Genomic DNA, 18,465 nt, shown 5'->3' with positions numbered 1-18,465 from the left:
GACATCACCGGGTGCCGACTTCACGATCGTCGATAATACTCTTGATGATGTTTCGGAGTGCTACTCCGCTTCGTAATCGACACCCAGTTCATGGAACAAGGCGGCCGTGGCAGCTCTATCCCCTCGGGACATGTACCCCATTCCGGCCCGGATCGCATGGCGCCAGGCCTCTCCCCTTTCCCAGGCTTCCTTGAGAGCGTCCGACAGCTCGCCGAGACGGTTGGAAGCATCGAGCGCATCGAAGAGCAATACCGCTTGCCTCAAGTCTTTGTCGCGCTTTGCAGCCCCAATCGTATCGACTACGCGTCGGGAGGCCACAATCAGCTTGTGAACAGCATAGCGCTCCGGAGCCGGGACGATCACGGAGATACCGCTTTTGTGTAGCAGGACGGCTCGCACGGGCTCATAAATGAGGAAATCCAAAAACCGCAGCGGATCGGCGCTTGCCCCACCCAGGGCGGGCATGTCGGCCGGTTGATCTTGATAGTCATCACTACCCCTATTTCCGGTCAAGAATTCCACATTGTAGCTCGCCCGGTTCTTGAATGCCGTTGATCGGGTTGACCCTGAGCGGTGCGGGATCGGCCGGAAGGTCGGATCGACGCCTTGTAGGATTTCAAGAATAGGCGGAAACGAATCCCCTACTTCGGAGCTGATCGCGTAGTCCTGGGCGAAATCAGCAACACCCGTCATCATCGAGGCGGCAGGAAGACGGACGCCAAGATGGCCCGCATAGGTCGAGAACGCTACCGTTCCTACCAAGCAGGCCCGCAAGCGGAAAATGCCAGCCTGGGCCAGCGCCTCGACGACATCGCCGGAAAACGGTTCGGGAGCTGGTAATCCAGCCTCGCGAACGAGGGTGGTGACCAGCTTACGGCGGGCCTTGACGTCATCCTTGATCGCGCGGAAGTCCTTTACCCGCCTGTTGATTTCGGGATCATCGGTCGGTCCAACATACCGGCGTTTCTGCCGGTGGCCCTCGCCTTCGCCTGGCTGGTCGAAATACCAGTATTTGCGGGCTTTGACCGTGACCGGCACGAAGCGGCCTTCGACCGGGAAATCGGCCGAGAAGCTGGCGTCGAGCAAACGTTGACCGAGTTCAGCGGTCATCGTGCGATACATCAGGTCGATCTGCCGCATATTTGCCCCGTTATACTGAATCGCGAAAGTTAGTATAACAGTCGGAGACTCCGATGGGAGTGGTGTTATACTGATATTGCGAATTTAGTATAACGCCACCAGCACGCAATCTGACCCCAGCCGGTGCGGATGCGGGCCATCAGCATCTCGGTCACTCGCGTCAGGCCACGCCGCTCCGGCCACCCGGCCTTGCAGGACAGCTTCGATTCTTTCAGAGCGTCCTCAGCACGTCGCCGAGTGCGTCAACCAGCATGTCGGCGTTCTCGCGGGAGAAGACGAGGGGAGGGCGGATCTTCAGAACGTTAGCATTGGGACCCGAGGCGCTGATCAGGATGCGCCGCTCGCGCAGGCCGTTGACGATGCGTGTCGACAGGGCCGCGTCAGGACGCTTTGTGGCCGAGTCCGCGATGATCTCGACGCCGATGAAGAGCCCAGACCCGCGCACGTCGCCGATCGCCGGGTGCGTAGCTGAGAGGCTTTTCACCCTATCCATCAGGTGGCGACCAACCACCAGCGCATTCTGCTGCAGGCCTTCAGTGCGGATCGTGTCCAGCACGGCTTTGCCGGCGGCGGCCGCGACTGGATTGCCGCCGAACGTGTTGAAATAGCGCGCCCGAGGACCGAACTCGGCAATGACCTCCGGGCGCAGGACGATGCCGGCCATCGGGTAGCCGTTGCCCATCGGCTTGCCGATCGTCACCATATCGGGCGCGACGCCGTGGCGTTCGAAGCCCCACATCGCCTCGCCGGTGCGGCCGAAGCCGGGCTGTACTTCATCGGCCACGAAGAGACCGCCGGCCTCATGGATGGCGTCGACGGCCGGCTTCAGAAAACCTTTCGGCCCCTCGAAAATACCGTCGCTCGAAAAGATCGTGTCGGTGATCAGCATGGCCGGCTTAATGCCGTGGCGCTTCAAGTCAGCAATCGCCGCGCGCACGTCGCGGCCGAACTTTTCCGCTATCTCTTCGGCGGAATGGCGGTAGCTGTCCGGGGCGGGCACGGTGCGCACATGCGGCCCCAGCGTAACGGCTTCGCCGAGGGACGGCGAGAATTCCGCGACGGCGCTTGTGAGACCGTGATAGGCAAGCTCCGTTGCGATGATGCCTGTGCCGCCGGTGACGAAGCGGGCGATGCGCACCGCAAGGTCATTCGCCTCGCTGCCGGTACAGGTGAACATGACCTGGCTGAGCGCCTCGGGGAAGGTGGCCGTCAGCGCCTCTGCATAGTCGACGATGCCTTCGTGCAGGTAGCGCGTGTGGGTGTTCAGCACGGCGGTTTGCCTGGTGATCGCCTCCACCACGCGCGGGTGGCAATGGCCGAGCGAGGCGACGTTGTTGTAGGCATCGAGATATCGTTCGCCGGCCGCGTCATAGAGAAAGACGCCTTCACCGCGCACGAGATGCAGCGGTTTTTCATAGAAGAGGCGGTAGGCGGGACCGAGCACTTTTTCACGGCGCGCGATCAGCGCCCGTTCGGCTTCGTCGAGCCGTTCGAAATCTTCGCGCGAGAAAGCATTTACCATCGACATGATCAGGCCTCGGAAAAGTTGGGCACGAGCCTTTTCAGCCCGGCCGGCGTCAAATCGGATATGTTTTGAAGCCCCCGCCAGGCGGTGGCGTGGTTGCGCAAAATATAGTCGCGGTTTTCCGGGAAGCGTGCGGAGCGCCATTCGGCGATGATGAGAGACATCGCCAGCCGCGACCGGGTCAACACCGGTAGAAGTTCAATTTCGGCAGGCTCCAACGCACGTGCCGAAAGGAACCCCTCCAGGAAGGAACTGGTGCGCGCCGCCCAGTTTTCCGTCGCCAGATGATAGGAAAGCGCGACGGCAAGATCGTTGATGAGTGGCGCATGGACCATGTCGCCGAAATCGATGATGCCGACGACTGCGGTGGGTGCGGCCGGATCGAGCAAGACATTGTGCGGGTTGAAGTCGTTGTGGATGATCTGCCGCCGCTTGAGATTGGTGATGGCGGGAAGCGCCCGCTCGAACTCCGCCAGCACCGCCTCCGCCTGCGCCCGGCGTTCGGGCGCGACATGGTCGAGGACGGCAGTGAGATCGAGCGTGTGGGAAATGTCCCACATCAGCTTTCCCGCCGGCGGGCGTCCGTCATAGTTCTCAAGGCCGAGCCCGAGTTCCGCAAGCGCCCGGCCGACGTTGCGGCTCTGCGCCTCGGAGGCGGGTGTGCGGTACTGCAATTCTCCCCGCAGGAAAGTGAGCAGGCGCATGATGCGCGGGCCATCGGCGGTGGAAAGCGTGTGGCTAGGCTCTCCGCTTTTCGTGAGTATGAGCCGCGGCACCGGTACGGCGGGGGCGGCAGCCTCCAGATGCAGGAGCGCACCGTCCTGGAATTCCAGCGCGGCCGGGTCCTCGGCGGGATTGGCAATCTTGAGGATGAAGTCCGTTTCGTCCGAGCGGGTGAAAAGAAAGGTCTCGTCCCTTTCGCTGGAAAACCGCCTGATCGTGCCGCCCATGCCATAGACCTGCGTCACCGCGGCCTCGGCATCGGCAAGCGATGTCGCACTCCACGTCGCCGACATGGAATCGGCCTTCTTGGCGGTGGGCGATGGCTCCGTCATGCTTGCTCCGTTGGTGGGGTTGCCCGCATTTCCTTCGATTGTCCCTGCCGTCTGCTGACCACGGTGCCGACTAAATTGCCGCCGCAAGCCGTTTGGCGGAAGATGTCCGCGACATGTCATACTTGAAACACGCCGAAAAAGATGCATCAAGTATCTTGTTATTCGATTTTGCGGACCAGTTCCATGCCTCAATTTACGTCACTGGATCATGAGAACCTCAACAGCGCCGTTTATGGTGCGTTGTGCGATGCCCTGATCCAGGGACGGTTCCAGCCCGGCGACCGGCTGAAGATCCGTGATCTGGCGGAACAATTCGGCACGAGCGTCACACCGATCCGCGACGCCATCCTTCGGCTTGCCAATGACGAGGCGATCACCTTCCGCTCGCCGCGCGACATCCGCATCCCGGGTTTGAGCGAAAACCGCTACCGCGAGATCCGCGCAATCCGTGTCCGGCTGGAGGGATTGGCGGCGGAAACCGCCGCCCAGGTGGCGACGAGCACGGATATCGAGGCATTGGAACGCATCTTGCGCGAAAATGAACAGGCAATCGAGGCTGGCGACCGGCTGAAGGGCACGCAACTCAACCAAGCCTTCCACTTCCTGTTGCCGCAGATCGCTGGGCTGCCGGTGCTGAACGGCATCCTGCGGCGGCTCTGGCTGCAGATGGGGCCGCACATTTCCGATGCCTATATAGAGGGTGGACGTGCGATGATCGACCATCACTACCCGGTCGTCGAAGCCCTGAAACGGCACGATTCCGCCGCCGCCTCGATGGCGATCGTCGACGATATCCTGCTCGGCGGCAAGCCGATCCTCGAGCGCATCGAACGGGGAACGGAGCGGGAGGCGCGCTGGGCCTGACATCACTTGGAAGAGGAGGCTTGCAATTCATGGGCGGCCTATTACGATGTATCAAGCATCAACAGAGAACGCTCCCATGACCGAAGAATGCCGCTACATGTTGCTGACGGGTGCGAGCCGCGGGATCGGTCATGCGACGGTCAAGCTCTTCCAGTCGAAGGGCTGGCGCATTCTCACCGTTTCCCGTCAATCCTTTTCCGAGGAATGCGCCTGGCCCTCCGCCCGCGAAAGCCATATCCAGGCCGACCTCGCGGATCTCACGCAGATCGACCGCCTGGCAGCGACGGTGCGCGAGCGCCTGCCGAACGGCCGGCTGCACGCGCTCGTCAATAATGCCGGCATTTCGCCGAAGGGGCCGGGCAAGAGCCGCCTCGGTGTGCTGGATACGGATGCCGATGTCTGGACGCAGGTGCTCAACGTCAATCTTATCTCGACCGCTTTGATCGCCCGCGCACTCATGCCGGAACTGGAAGCGGCGAAGGGCTCGATCGTCAATGTTACGTCGATCGCCGGCTCGCGCGTCCACCCCTTCGCAGGCGTTGCCTATGCGGCGTCCAAGGCGGCGCTTGCCTCGCTGACCCGTGAAATGGCGCACGAATTCGGCCAACGCGGGGTCAGGGCGAATGCCATCGCCCCGGGCGAGATCGAAACGTCGATCCTGTCGCCCGGAACGGATGAACTGGTGGCGGCGGAAGTGCCGATGCGAAGACTGGGCGAACCGCGCGAGGTCGCGGAGACCATCTATTTCCTCTGCACCGAGCCATCGTCCTACATCAACGGCGCGGAAATTCACATCAACGGAGGTCAACACGTCTAACGATGGTCGACTGGGGAAAATCCCCGCTGACCGACAAGGACCGGAGTGCATCATACGGTCGGACAAACGCCCGGGGAGAAAGGGCGCGACGACCGGAAAGGCTGTAATCATCGCAATACGCCAAAGGGACGGGTCAGCAGTCCGCATGAGATCGTCAACGGGGGCCGGAGGCTGACGGCGGTTCCTTCACAAACGAAGAAAAGGGGAGTGCAATGAAGACTATCTTTCAAGCGGGTGTTCTGGCGTCCGCCGTCGTCGTGCTGTCCGCAAGCCTTGCCGCACCGGCATTCGCACGGGACCTGACCGTCGTCTCCTGGGGCGGCAACTATCAGGACGCGCAGCGCAACATCTATTTCAAGCCCTTCGCCGAAAAGACCGGCAAGCCGGTGCTCGACGAAGCCTGGGACGGCGGCATCGGCGTCATCCAGTCGAAGGTCAAGGCCGGCGCGCCGAACTGGGATGCCGTGCAGGTGGAAGCCGAAGAGTTGGCGCTCGGCTGTGCCGACGGACTCTATGAAAAGATCGACTGGGACAAGATGGGCGGCAAGGACAAGTTCCTCGATTCTGCGGTCGATGACTGTGGTGTCGGCGCCATCGTCTGGTCGACGGCGATCGCCTATGACGGTGATAAGCTGAAGGAAGGCCCGGCCTCCTGGGCGGACTTCTGGAATGTCGAAAAATTCCCCGGCAAGCGCTCGCTGCGAAAAGGCCCGAAATATACGCTCGAATTCGCGCTGCTCGCCGATGGCGTCTCTAAGGACGAGCTGTACGACGTGCTTGGGACCGACGAAGGGGTCGAGCGCGCATTTAAGAAGCTCGACGAGCTGAAGCCGCACATCGTTTGGTGGGAATCGGGCGCCCAGCCGCTGCAGTTCCTCGCCTCTGGCGAAGTGGCGATGACGTCGGCCTATAACGGCCGCATCACTGGCATCAACCGCACGGAAGGCAAGAACTTCAAGGTCGTCTGGCCGGGCAGCATCTACGCCGTCGATAGCTGGGTGGTGCTGAAGGATGCGGAAAACAAGGACGCCGCACAGGACTTCATTGCCTTCGCAAGCCTGCCCGAACATCAGGCGAAGCTGCCGGAATTCGTCGCCTACGGCCTGCCGAACAAGGAAGCTGCAGCCAAGGTTCCGGCGGAATTCGCCAAGGACCTGCCGACCGATCCGGCGAACATGACGGAGTCGATCTCGCTGAATGTGGACTTCTGGATCGACAATGCCGAAACGCTGACGCAGCGCTTCAACGCCTGGCTGGCCCAGTAAGAACATTCGCCGCGAAGGGCGCTCCGACGGGCGCCCTTCCTGCCTGGCCGGATGCGTTCTCACGGGTTTTCCGGATGGCGCATCCTTCGCCTCTAGCGATGGAGTCTTCCGTGGCCGAATTCATTCGATTTGACCGCATCACCAAATTCTACGGCCCGCTCTGCGTGGTTGAAAACCTGGCTCTCGGCATTGGCAAGGGCGAGTTCGTAAGCCTGCTCGGTCCCTCCGGCTCCGGCAAGACGACGCTCCTGATGATGCTGGCTGGTTTCGAGCAGCCGACCTCCGGCAATATCCTGCTGGACGGGACGGCGATCAACGACGTGCCGACCCACAAGCGGGACATGGGGGTCGTCTTCCAGAGTTATGCTTTGTTCCCGCATATGTCGGTCGGCGAGAACGTGGCCTTCCCGTTGCAGATGCGTAGGCTGGGCAAGGCGGAGATCGCCGAGCGCGTGGCGCGGGCGCTGGACATGGTGCAGCTGTCGGCCTTCGCCGACCGCCGGCCTTCGCAACTCTCCGGGGGGCAGCAACAGCGTGTGGCGCTTTCCCGCGCGCTGGTCTTCGAGCCGCGCGTCGTGCTGATGGACGAGCCGCTCGGCGCGCTCGACAAGCAGTTGCGCGAGCAAATGCAGCTCGACATTCGCGACCTGCACCGCCGCCTTGGCGTAACGATTGTCTTCGTCACACATGACCAGTCGGAGGCGCTGACCATGTCGGACCGCGTCGCCGTCTTCAACAAGGGTAAGATTGAGCAGATTGGCACGCCGCGGCAGGTCTATGACGAACCGGCGACGCGCTTCGTCGCGGAATTTATCGGCGAGACCAATCTGGTCGAGGGTGTCGTCGAGGCGGTGCAGGGGCAGGAGGCGACCGTGCGCCTGCGGTCCGGCGCGCATATCGTTTCGGCCGTTTCCGGCAGCGTCGCCTCCGGCCAACCCGTCTTTCTCTCTATCCGGCCGGAGCGGGTCGATCTCAGCGAAACGCGCGGCGAAGCGCGCAATTGCCTGGAAACGGAAGTGACCGATTCCGTCTATCAGGGCGATCATCTGCGTGTGCAGTTACAGAACGCAGCGCAACCGCTGATCGCCAAGCTCGGTCGCCGGTCACGCGAATTCCCGCCGGGCACCAAGGTCTATGCGGCCTTTTCAGCCGGCGATTGCCGGGTCATCGCGCCATGAGTGCAGTCTCGTCCCGGACCGGGCGGTCGCTCGTTCTTCTTGCGCCGCTGCTTCTCTTCCTAATCGGCTTCTTCGTCTGGCCGCTGTTCAGCATGATGTCGCAGGCGGTGTCGGATCCAGCCGTGCTGCGCCTGCTTCCGCGCAGCGCCGAAGTGCTGACGGATTGGGATCGAAAGTCGCCGCCGACCATGCCCATGCAGACGGCGCTGATGGAGGACCTGAAGGCCGTCGATGACGACCAGGCGCTCGGCGATATGGTCCGCCGCCTCAACAGCGCACGTTCCGGCTTCCGCACGCTCATGTCCAAGACGACCAGCGCGCTCGACGACACGGCGAACCCGCCCGCCGACCTCGTCTCCATCGACAAGCGTTGGGAGAAACCGGAATTCTGGCTGGCCATCGCCGATGCGCTCGCGCCGCTCACCGATCGCAACCTGCTCGCCGCAGTCGATCTCGGCCGCAATGCCGCCGGCGATATCGAGCAACTCCCAGCCGACCGGTCCGTCAACCGGGTTATCCTCGTGCGCACCTTCTGGATCGCCGCACTTGTCACCTTCGCCTGCGCCGGTATCGGCTTCCCCTATGCGATGATCGCGGCTTCGCTGACCGGCTGGAAGCGCGACCTGATGCTGGCTGCTGTGCTGCTACCGCTCTGGACCTCGCTTCTGGTCCGCACCGCCGCCTGGTTCATCCTGTTGCAGGAAAAAGGGTTGATCAACGACCTTCTGCAAACGCTCGGCCTGATCGATGCGCCGCTGCCGTTGATCTTCAATCGCACCGGCGTCATCATCGCCATGACCCATGTGCTGCTGCCTTTCATGGTGCTGCCAATCTATTCGGTGCTTATTACCATCCCGAAGAATCTGATGCCGGCGGCCGCCTCGCTCGGAGCGCCGCCCTGGCGCGCGTTCCTGCGCGTGCTGCTGCCGCTGAGCCTGCGCGGCGTCGCTTCCGGCAGCCTGCTCGTCTTCATTTCTGCGATCGGCTACTACATCACGCCGGCACTGATTGGCGGGCCGGGTGACCAGATGATCAGCTCGATCATCGCCTTCTACGCCACAGGTTCTGCGAACTGGGGCATGGCCGGGGCGCTTGGCGTCGTGCTGCTTGTCGCGACGCTGCTGCTCTATAGCGTTTATGCGCGGCTCTCCACTGACGAGCCGGGGAGGCGCTAGGTCATGCCGATGAAGCTCACCAAGTTCGTTTTCGCCTCGCTGACGATCCTCTTTCTCGTCGCGCCTCTCATCGCCATCCTGCCGCTCGCCTTCACCTCGAGCGTCATCCTCACCTACCCGATCCCGTCCTGGTCGCTGCGCTGGTTCGAGGAATTGTTCACGGCAGATGCCTGGCGGCGGGCGATCTTTAACAGCCTGATCATCGGGACGGGCACGACGCTGCTCGCCACCGTGCTTGGCACCGCCGCCTCGCTCGGCCTGCGCAACCGCCTCCTCTTCTTCCGCGGGTCAATACGCACGCTTTTTCTACTGCCCATGGTGGTGCCCGCTGTCGTGCTCGGTGTCGGCATGCAGGTGCTACTTGCGGGTTTCGGCCTGACGAACAGCTATGCCGGCGTGATCATCGCCCACACTGTCGTCGCCGTGCCCTTCGTCGTGGTCAGCGTCATCGGCGCGCTTGCCGGCATCGACGAACGCGTGGAACTCGCCGCACAAAGCCTCGGCGCTTCGCCCGCAACAGTCTTCCGCCGCGTGACCCTGCCGCTCGCCATGCCCGGCGTGCTCTCCGGCGCGGTGCTGGCCTTCGCCACCTCGCTGGACGAGGTTGTGCTGACGCTCTTTGTCGCCGGTCCCAACCAGCGTACGCTGGCCCGGCAGATGTTTTCCAGTATCCGCGAGAACATCAGCCCGGCGATTGCGGCAGCGGCCTTCCTCTTCATCGTCGCGACAATTCTGATCGGCCTCGCGGTTGTGCTGTCTCGATCTGTGCTGGCGAAGCGGCGTTAGACAATTTGCGCGTCCGGGATGAAAAGATCGTTGAAGGCTTTGGATACGTAAAGGGATAGATAAGCGCACTGATGCCGGCCCGAGCAGCCAATCGATCGGGTTTTTGAGGCTGCAGGGAATGCTGCGAACATATTCAGGGCTCGAAATGATCAGCCCGTCACTCGCGGAAATTTTCTCGATGAACCGGATGACGCTCTCTGGGGTATTCGGCCCCTCCCGTTCTGTTCTCGTCCAGTCCGTTCAACGTGGCTGCGGTGGCACGATGTGGCGGCGGTTGATGGTCGCCGGACGGCCCTTGATGGACAGGGCCGTATCGCGCTTCTCGCGTTCAGCCACGACCTTGCCCTTCGCCACGACACAGAGCCGCTCGGCGCGCAGCCGCACCGCCTCGATGGGGTTGCCCGCATCGAGCACAACGAGGCTTGCCAATTTGCCGACGGCTAGGCCGAGATGATCGAGTCCCATGATCTCGGCATTGACCTTGGTCACCATGTCGAAACAGGTGCGCATGTCCGCGGGCGAGGACATCTGGGCGACGTGCAATCCCATGAAGGCGACGTCGAGCATGTCGGCCGTGCCGAGGGAGTACCAGGGATCGAGCACGCAATCCTGACCCCAGCCGGTGCGGATGCCGGCCTTCAGCATTTCGGGCACTCGCGTCAGGCCACGCCGCTTGGGATAGGTATCGTGCCGCCCCTGCAGCATGATGTTGATCAGTGGATTGGGGATCGCCGAGACACCGGCTTCCGCAATCAGCGGCAGCAGTTTCGAGACGTAGTAGTTGTCCATCGAATGCATTGAGGTAAGGTGCGAGCCAGCCACCCGGCCTTGCAGGCCGAGCCTCTGGGTCTCATAGGCAAGCTGCTCGATATGGCGCGACAGAGGATCGTCGGTCTCGTCGCAATGCAGGTCGACCATCAGGCCGCGCTCGGCCGCGATCTCGCAAAGTTCGGTAACGGAACGCGTGCCGTCGGACATGGTCCGCTCGAAATGCGGGATGCCGCCGACGATGTCGACGCCCATGTCGAGGGCGCGGATGGTGTTCTCGCGCGCATTCGCCGAGCGGTAGAGCCCGTCCTGCGGGAAGGCGACGAGCTGGAGATCGATATAGGGCGCGATCTCCTTCTTGACCTCGAGCAGCGCTTCCACCGCAAGAAGGCGGTCGTCGCAGGTATCGACATGGGTGCGGATGGCGAGGAGGCCCATCGAGACCGCCCAGTCGCAATAGGCCAGCGCGCGTTCCTTGACGGCCTCGTGGGTCAGGAGCGGCTTGAGTTCGCCCCACAGCGCGATGCCTTCGAGCAGCGTGCCTGAGGCATTGATACGCGGCAGGCCGTAGGACAGCGTTGCGTCCATATGGAAATGCGGATCCACAAAGGGCTGGCTGACGAGGTTGCCCGAGGCATCGACGACACGACCGGCCCCGGCATCGATACGGGGCTCGATCGCGGCGATCCTGTCGCCCTTGATGCCGATATCGGCGACGGTTCCATCGGGCAGCGTGCCGCCCTTTACGATCAGGTCGAAACTCATCTTTCGCCTTTCTGGTACGGGATCATCAAAGCTTTGGGATAGGTGGCGCGGCGTGCGACCAGGATCAGCGCCAGGATCGACAGCGCATAGGGCATCATCAGGAAAACCTGATAGGGCACGATACCGCCCGATATCTGCTGCAGGCGAACCTGATAGGCATCGAATGCGGCAAACAGGATGGCGCCGATCAGCGCCTTTCCTGGTCGCCAGGAGCCGAAGACGACCAGCGCGATGCAAATCCAGCCGCGCCCATTGATCATCTGGAAGAAGAAGGAATTGAAGGCCGAGATGGTGAGAAAGGCGCCGCCGACCGCCATCAGCGCGCTGCCGACGGCGACGGCGCCCATGCGTATGCCGGTGACCGAAATGCCTTGCGCCTCGACCGCCGACGGGTTTTCACCCGCAGCGCGAACGGCAAGGCCAATGGGGGTGCGATAGAGGATCCAGGCGACGGCTGCGACCGACACGAATGCGAGATAGGTCAGCGGCGTCTGGGTAAACAGCGCCTCACCAACGACAGGAATGCTGGACAGGCCCGGGATCGGCAAGGGCTGGAACGGCTCGATCTTGGGCGGCGACGTCACCTCGGGCAGCGCAAGACGATAGGTGAAATAGGTAAGGCTTGTAGCAAGCAGCGTAACGCCGATGCCGACGACGTGTTGCGACAGGCCGAGCGGTACCGTGAGCGTGGCGTGCAGCAAGCCGAACATGGCACCGACCAGGGCAGCGACCAGCACGCCGGCCCAAAGATCGCCGCCAGAATAGACGGTGAACCAGCCGGCGAAGGCGCCTGCCGTCATGATCCCCTCGATGCCGAGGTTGAGGACGCCCGCGCGCTCGCAGATCAACTCGCCCATGGTTGCGAAGATCAGCGGCGATGCTATGCGGATGGCGGCGACCCAGAAGGAGGCGGTGAAGAGGATCTCAAGCGCGTCCATGTCACCTCCACCTTATCCGGAATCGCGTCAGAAGGATCGCGACAACCATCGTCAGCAGCGAGGTGGCGACCATGACGTCGGCTATGTAACTCGGCACCTTGGCCGCACGGCTCATGGCATCGGCGCCGACGAAAATGCCGGCGACGAAGATGGCCGATGCGATGACGCCGAGCGGGTTGAGCATGGCCAGCATCGCGACGACGATGCCGGAGTAGCCGTAGCCCGGCGACAGGTCGAGCGTCAGGTTGCCCTTGAGCCCCGAGACTTCTGAAAAGCCGGCAAGTGCGGCCAACCCGCCCGAAAGCAGCGCCGTCTTCATGAGCGTGCGGTTGACCAGAATGCCGACAAAGCGTGCGCCCTCGGCATTGAGGCCGACGGCGCGCATTTCGTAGCCGAGAACCGTCTTTTTCATGACGACCCAGACGAGAACGGCCGAAGCAAGGGCAATGACGAAACCATAGTGCAGGCGCTTGCCCTGGATGAGGCGTGGCAATTGCGCTTCGGCGATCACCTTCTGCGATTGCGGCCAGCCGAGCCCCATCGGATCCTTGAGCACACCTTCAAGCAGCATCGACACGAACAACAGGACGATGAAGTTGAGCAGCAGCGTGGTGACCACCTCATCGACGCCGAAGCGGGTCTTCAGCACGGCCGGGCCAAGCAGAAGCATTGCGCCTGCGGCCATGACTGCGGCCATGATCACCGGGATCAGAATGACCGAAGGTAGCGGCAGCGCGCCGGTTCCCAGCACCACGGTGACGACGCCCCCGATGTAGAGTTGCGCTTCTGCGCCGATGTTCCAGAGCTTGGCCCGGAAGGCGACGGCGATCGCCAAGCCCGTGAAGATCAGCGGCGTCGCGCGGGTCAAGGTTTCCATGAGCGCGAACTGCGAGCCGGCCGCACCCTTGGCCACAAGATAGAAGACGGACAGTGGCGAAGCGCCAGCGGCAAGAACCAGCATCGACGTCAGCAGCAGCGTGGTGGCGATGGCTGCCAGCGGAAACAGCAAGGTGACCGTCAATGACGGTGCGGGCTTCGGCTCAAGCCGCATGATCGCTAGGCTCCCCGCTGTGGCCTGCCATCAGCTCCCCCAGTTCCCGAATGCTGCGTTCACCGCGCGAAGACGGCGTCGATAAGCGCCCCTTGGACATGACGATGATGCGGTCGGACAATGCCAGGATTTCCTCAAGGTCCTCCGAAATCAGCAATATCGCCGCGCCCCTTTCCCGCGCTTCAAGCAACATGCGGTGAACATAGGCGACGGCGCCGACATCGAGGCCGCGGGTCGGCTGGCTTGCAAGGATGACCGCCGGGTCGGGATCAAGGGCCCGGCCGAGGATGAGCTTCTGCATATTGCCGCCCGAGAGCAGGCGTATGCGGGCCTCGGGCGAGGGGCATTTGACGTCGTAGTCGGCAATGAGTTTCTCGGCGAAGCGGCCGGCGGCTTTCCAGTTCAGGAAGCCCATGCGGTTGAACCGCGGGCTCCGGTAGCGTTCGGCGATGACGTTCTCCGCCACACTCATGTCGCCGATGCTGCCGATAGCGTGGCGGTCTTCCGGGATGCGGGCCACGCCATGGGCGAGCGCAGCGCGCGGCGACCAGTCAGCGACTTCCTGCCCGGCGATGGAAATGCTGCCGCCGGTTGGACGCCGGATGCCGGCGATGAGGCCGGCAAGGACAGCCTGACCATTGCCGGCAACGCCGGCAAGGCCGGTGATTTCACCAGCTGTCAGCGTGAGCGACACCTTATCGAGGCCGGCTCCGTTATACGGCGCTGTTGAGACGCCCTCGAGCGCCAGCAGCGGTGCGCCCAGTTTCACCGGGCTGACCTCCGCCGGCTTGACCTCCTGGCCAACCATGAGGGAGGCCAGTTCTTTGCGATCGGTCGAGCCTGTCTCGCGCTCGCCGACGAGCTGGCCGGAGCGCAGAACCAGTACACGATCGCTGACAGCCATCACTTCGTGCAACTTGTGGGAGATGAAGATGATCGACAGGCCTTTGGCGACGAGCAGTTTCAGCGTCCGGAACAATGCGTCGGTCTCGGCGGGGGTCAGAACAGCCGTCGGCTCGTCCAGGATGAGAATGCGGGCTTCGCGATAAAGGGCCTTCAGGATCTCGACGCGCTGGCGTTCGCCGACCGAAAGGGTGGAGACGGTGGCCGCGGGATCGACGGCGAGGCCGAAATCGGTAGACAGTTGCGCGATGCGCCGCCGCGCTGCGGCCCGGTCGAGCCGCATGCGCCAGAGGCCCTGCGTGCCAAGCGCGATGTTTTCCTGCACCGTCATGTTGTCGGCGAGAGTGAAGTGCTGGTGGACCATGCCGATGCCGGCATCGAGGGCTGCGCGCGGATCTCCCGGCGGAAGCGGCTTGCCAAAGGCCTCTACGGTTCCTTCGTCTGCGATGTAGTGGCCGAAGAGAATGTTCATCAGCGTCGTCTTGCCGGCGCCGTTCTCCCCGAGAAGCGCGATGACTTCGCCCCGCTTCAGGTCGAAGGAAATGGCCTCGTTGGCTCGGAGCGGGCCGAAACGCTTGCTGATGCGTGAAAGACGAAGGGCGGGATTGCTTGACACATCGGTGACCGGAAGTGGCGTTGCGGGGGAGGCTTCCTTTCCCGTCCAGGGAGGGAATGGTCGCTGCCGGCGAAGGGTAATCCCTCGTCCGGCATTGCCAACCACCTCTCCCATGAACGGAAGGAGAAGAGGGCTAGCTCGATTTTGGCTCGGCGTCGTTGATCTCGACGGCGAACGAGCCATCCTTGATCATCTTTTCCTTCTCCGCGACCTTGGCCTTGATGTCGTCCGGAACCTTGCTGTCGAAGGTGCCGAGAGGCGCGAGCGAACAGCCGCCGTTCTTCATGAAGGAATAGACGCCGTAGTCGTCGGCCTTGAAAGTGCCGGCCTTCACTTCGGCGATAGCCTTGTCGAGTGTCGGTTCGAAATGCCACAGCGCGGAGGCGACAACGGTGTCCGGATAGTCCGCCTGGGTATCGATGACATTGCCAATGGCCAGGACTTTCTTCTCCTTGGCGGCGTCGGACACGCCGAAACGCTCGGCATATAGAAGGTCCGCACCGCCATCGATCTGGGCGAATGCGGTCTCCTTGGCCTTGGGCGGATCGAACCACGAGCCGATGAAGGCGACCTGGAACTTGGTGTCCGGGGCCACTTCATTCACGCCAGCCATGAACGCGTTCATCAGCCGGTTGACCTCCGGGATCGGATAGCCTCCCACCATGCCGATGTTCTTGGACTTGGTCATTGCGCCGGCGACCAGGCCGGACAGATAGGATGCGTCCTGGATATAGTTGTCGAAAACCGAAAAGTTCGGCACGGCGGCATCGGGCTTGAAGCTCGAGCCCATCAGGAAGGCGACGTCAGGATAGTCTTTGGCGACGGCGCGGGCGGCATCCTCGACGCCGAAGACCTCGCCCAGGATCAGCTTGTGGCCGGCCTCGCAATATTCGCGCATGACGCGCTCGTAATCGTTGTTCGCGGTGTTTTCAGAATAGACATATTCGATGTCGCCGCGCTCCTTGGCGGCATTAGCTGCCTTGTGGATACGGCTGACCCACTGCTGCTCGACCGGGACGGTATAGATGGCCGCCACCTTTATCGGGTCCGCAGCAAACAGACGGCTCGGCAGACCCGCCGCGGCCACCACGGCGGATGCGCCAGCAACTTTCATCAGGGTTCTTCTGGAAATGGCGGAATTGAAGGAATTGCTATGCATTAAATTCCCCTCTGGTTGATTGCGCGTTTTGGAACACGTCTTTTTTACCACTTGGTCAATGTAGGTGAAGTTGGAGGTTGCAGCAATTGGGTGCCGCGGAAAGTTCGCCGCAGGCAATGGAAGCAAAACGCGGGATCACGAAGGCCGCTCGATCGTGAATTGCGGGCGTGAGCCCATCGCGGCGCTGAGCAAAGGCCTGCCGCTATTCTCCGAAATCGCCGCGCCGACGCTTCTCAAGCTGATGAGCTCGAAGGCCTTTCCGGGGGTGGGGGGTGGCGCAGATCTATCGGGTGGCGTGAACCCGTCGCCGAAGGGTCGGTTGCCGGGGCAACACCTTTCCCGGATTGAGGATCGCGGACGCATCGAGCGTGTCCTTGACCCGATGCATCAGCGCCAGCTTGACCGGGTTCGATGTGGCTGACAGTGACCCCACTCTCTTGGTGCCGATCCCATGCTCGGCAGAGAATGACCCGCCGATCGTAACTATGTCCCTGTAGAGCACCTTCTCAATGGCTTTCGCCTTTTCGCCTGCAATGTCACTGCCAGCCGCGTTGAGGACGATATGGAGATTTCCGTCAGCAAGATGGCCGAACACGTAGGGATCGAACGTGGCATCCAGTCCCCTGAGATCTGCAAGACAGCGATTAAGATAAGACCCGACTTGCGATAGAGGAACCGAGACATCGTAGGATGGTGCGCTCGGATGCTTTCGGTAGATGAGGTCCGTGTCTTCGCGCAGTCGCCAAAGATCCATCTCCTGCGCACCTGAGGATGCAATGACGGCTGAGGCGTCGGGGTGATCCTCGATGACGTCTTCATAGATACGTCCCAGTTCCGATTGCAACGCTCCCTCCTCGGCCCCGCTTAGTGAAACCAGCAGGTTGACCGGATGCTCGGCATTGTAGTCCGAGACAGACCAACGATGATGGCCGGATGTCAGACGGAAATAGGTGTTCCAGATCGCTTCCGCAGCGCGTAGTTGACCGTACTCGGCGTCGAGACCTCGACGAACTGTCTCGAGCGCTGCATCAACTGACGGTAAACCGAAGAGGACAGTGGCCGTGGCAAAGGGCTGGGGCTCAAGCTTGACGGCAATACGCGTTATGATGCCGAGTGTTCCTTCGGCTCCCACAAAGAGATGTTTCAGATCATAGCCGGCCGCGTTTTTCACGACCCGTGTAAGATCGGAATAGATCGAGCCATCCGCGAGCACGGCCTCCAGGCCAAGAATGCGATGCCGCATGACCCCAAACCGAAAGGCTGCAATACCCCCGGCATTCGTCGAGGCCATACCTCCGATCGTTGCCGAACCGCGCGATGGCAAATCGATCCCTGTTTCAAGTCGATGCTCCGCGGCCGCCACTTGCAGCGCTTGCAGTGTCACGCCGGCCTCCACGACCGCAACCCGCTCGATTGGTGAAATATCCAGGATTCGATTGAGGCGGGCGGTTGAAAGCACCAGTTCGCCCGGCCGAGACATCGCCCCGCCTACGAGCCCGGTTCGTCCTCCCTGGGTGACGAGCGAGATCCCGTTGGCGAGGCAACATTTGACGACGGCGGCAACCTCATCGGTCGTTCTCGGGTAGACCACGGCGCCTGCCCCGAGATTTTCAGGTGCAACTCCGTGGTCGACCGTGGCAATGGCCTCCCCGTCCTTGAGATTTTCGTCACCAACAATTCTACGAATTTCGTCTTTGAATTCGGGCTGTAGGCGATCCATTCGATGTTACCTGTTGGTGGATGTCGAGAACGGTGAGATGTCTGCGGCAGACTTGTTCAGGCAGTTTCGGTTTTGAGCGCGCCACTCTTCTTTGCCGTCCAGGTGGCGATGAAGTCCATGAGCTCAGGGTTGAGGCAGTCATAGGGCTCAATACCAAGCTCTCGCAGGCGGGCACGTACGCCATCCATCTTTGCCGGATCGTATCCGCTTTCGATGATCGAAGACACGAAAGCCGCAAACCCCGGCTTCGCCCAGCCCGTTTCCTGGAACCGCTCAGGATGCAAGAAGGAAAGCCCCTTGAACGGATGGTCGCGTTCGACCGGGCCGTACATGTGCACGCCGCAGTCCTTGCAGGCGTGGCGCAGAATAAGAGCGGTCGGGTCCACGACAGCGAGCTTGTCGCCGTTTTCGAGTATCTCGACATTGTCCGTCGGCGCGACGGCGACGACCGAGAAGACAGCACCATCGGGCTTCCAGCACTTGGTACAGCCGCATGCATGGTTATGGGCAATGTCGCCCCTGATCCGGATCTTCACAGGGTTGCTCGCGCAGTTGCACACAAGTGTGCCGCCCGAGAAGGCTGCATCGGTCGCCTGGAAACCGGAATCGAGGGATGGATGTATCGCAACGCTTGGCATGGGCTTCTCCTCCTTCATGGCCGGCGCGGTATGCCCGGCAGATCATTGGCATCGCCGGGCGGACGCTTGGCGATGTGATGAACGGATTGCATTCGTGATGCG

General features: G+C 62.1%; 16 protein-coding genes and 1 pseudogene. 6 read left to right on the top strand and 11 right to left on the bottom strand.

Annotation, left to right across the window (positions count from 1 at the left end):
• Window positions 1-60: 60 nt before the first annotated feature.
• From ASD03_RS36310 to ASD03_RS36300, 3 genes are all read right to left on the bottom strand, one after another.
• Window positions 61-1,140 carry a GSU2403 family nucleotidyltransferase fold protein gene (locus tag ASD03_RS36310; protein ID WP_057219042.1) on the bottom strand — a complete coding sequence of 360 codons (1,080 nt, stop codon included), beginning with the start codon at window positions 1,138-1,140 and terminating at the stop codon, window positions 61-63.
• Window positions 1,141-1,351: 211 nt separating this feature from the next.
• Entirely contained in the window at window positions 1,352-2,668 is a 1,317-nt protein-coding gene (locus tag ASD03_RS36305; RefSeq protein WP_057219040.1) for an aspartate aminotransferase family protein, read from the bottom strand.
• A 2-nt stretch (window positions 2,669-2,670) separates the two neighbouring features.
• The gene (locus ASD03_RS36300; protein WP_057219039.1) at window positions 2,671-3,720 is read right to left on the bottom strand and encodes a phosphotransferase enzyme family protein; all 1,050 of its coding nucleotides are present in this window, start codon (window positions 3,718-3,720) and stop codon (window positions 2,671-2,673) included.
• A 183-nt stretch (window positions 3,721-3,903) separates the two neighbouring features.
• On the opposite strand from ASD03_RS36300, the gene ASD03_RS36295 reads away from it, so the two are divergent.
• The 6 genes from ASD03_RS36295 to ASD03_RS36270 all read left to right on the top strand — a co-directional run bounded on the left by ASD03_RS36295 (window position 3,904) and on the right by ASD03_RS36270 (window position 9,805).
• Window positions 3,904-4,584 carry a GntR family transcriptional regulator gene (locus ASD03_RS36295; RefSeq protein WP_057219037.1) on the top strand — a complete coding sequence of 227 codons (681 nt, stop codon included), beginning with the start codon at window positions 3,904-3,906 and terminating at the stop codon, window positions 4,582-4,584.
• 76 nt (window positions 4,585-4,660) lie between these two features.
• The gene (locus ASD03_RS36290) at window positions 4,661-5,401 is read left to right on the top strand and encodes an SDR family oxidoreductase (protein WP_025429178.1); all 741 of its coding nucleotides are present in this window, start codon (window positions 4,661-4,663) and stop codon (window positions 5,399-5,401) included.
• A gap of 212 nt (window positions 5,402-5,613) precedes the next feature.
• On the top strand, window positions 5,614-6,666 hold the full coding sequence (locus ASD03_RS36285; protein WP_025429177.1) for an ABC transporter substrate-binding protein: 1,053 nt from the start codon (window positions 5,614-5,616) through the stop codon (window positions 6,664-6,666).
• 110 nt (window positions 6,667-6,776) lie between these two features.
• Entirely contained in the window at window positions 6,777-7,844 is a 1,068-nt protein-coding gene (locus ASD03_RS36280) for an ABC transporter ATP-binding protein (RefSeq protein ID WP_171520168.1), read from the top strand.
• Complete coding sequence (locus ASD03_RS36275; RefSeq protein ID WP_057219035.1) at window positions 7,841-9,019, top strand: ABC transporter permease; 1,179 nt, start codon at window positions 7,841-7,843, stop codon at window positions 9,017-9,019. Before ASD03_RS36280 ends, ASD03_RS36275 begins: the two co-directional genes overlap by 4 nt.
• Before the next feature lie 3 nt (window positions 9,020-9,022).
• On the top strand, window positions 9,023-9,805 hold the full coding sequence (locus tag ASD03_RS36270) for an ABC transporter permease (protein WP_057219032.1): 783 nt from the start codon (window positions 9,023-9,025) through the stop codon (window positions 9,803-9,805).
• Window positions 9,806-9,886: 81 nt separating this feature from the next.
• Here ASD03_RS36270 and ASD03_RS38585 read toward each other — a convergent pair.
• The 8 genes and pseudogenes from ASD03_RS38585 to gfa form a co-directional block, all read right to left on the bottom strand.
• Window positions 9,887-10,006: pseudogene (locus tag ASD03_RS38585) on the bottom strand (NAD(P)H-dependent oxidoreductase); the annotation flags it as partial.
• 39 nt (window positions 10,007-10,045) lie between these two features.
• Complete coding sequence (locus ASD03_RS36265) at window positions 10,046-11,338, bottom strand: amidohydrolase family protein (RefSeq protein WP_057219030.1); 1,293 nt, start codon at window positions 11,336-11,338, stop codon at window positions 10,046-10,048.
• On the bottom strand, window positions 11,335-12,276 hold the full coding sequence (locus ASD03_RS36260) for an ABC transporter permease (protein WP_057219028.1): 942 nt from the start codon (window positions 12,274-12,276) through the stop codon (window positions 11,335-11,337). Before ASD03_RS36260 ends, ASD03_RS36265 begins: the two co-directional genes overlap by 4 nt.
• A 1-nt stretch (window position 12,277) precedes the next feature.
• Window positions 12,278-13,327, bottom strand: coding sequence for an ABC transporter permease (locus ASD03_RS36255; RefSeq protein ID WP_025429171.1), 1,050 nt, complete (start codon window positions 13,325-13,327; stop codon window positions 12,278-12,280).
• Complete coding sequence (locus tag ASD03_RS36250; protein WP_025429170.1) at window positions 13,317-14,846, bottom strand: ABC transporter ATP-binding protein; 1,530 nt, start codon at window positions 14,844-14,846, stop codon at window positions 13,317-13,319. Before ASD03_RS36250 ends, ASD03_RS36255 begins: the two co-directional genes overlap by 11 nt.
• A gap of 133 nt (window positions 14,847-14,979) precedes the next feature.
• Window positions 14,980-16,005: a BMP family protein gene (locus tag ASD03_RS36245; protein WP_025429169.1), complete on the bottom strand. Its 1,026-nt coding sequence runs from the start codon at window positions 16,003-16,005 to the stop codon at window positions 14,980-14,982.
• Between the two features lie 283 nt (window positions 16,006-16,288).
• A complete protein-coding gene (locus ASD03_RS36240; protein WP_057219026.1) occupies window positions 16,289-17,725 on the bottom strand; it encodes an FAD-binding oxidoreductase in 1,437 nt (478 codons plus the stop codon).
• A 56-nt stretch (window positions 17,726-17,781) separates the two neighbouring features.
• Window positions 17,782-18,363, bottom strand: a complete 582-nt coding sequence (gfa, locus tag ASD03_RS36235; RefSeq protein WP_057219024.1) for an S-(hydroxymethyl)glutathione synthase — start codon at window positions 18,361-18,363, stop codon at window positions 17,782-17,784.
• Between the last annotated feature and the right edge of the window lie 102 nt (window positions 18,364-18,465).

Origin of the sequence: Ensifer sp. Root127, assembly GCF_001425225.1 — a bacterium.
GTDB classification, from domain to species: Bacteria; Pseudomonadota; Alphaproteobacteria; order Rhizobiales; family Rhizobiaceae; genus Ensifer; species Ensifer canadensis.
Note: the sequence above shows the minus strand (reverse complement) of the source record. Positions and strands in the feature narration are given on the sequence as shown.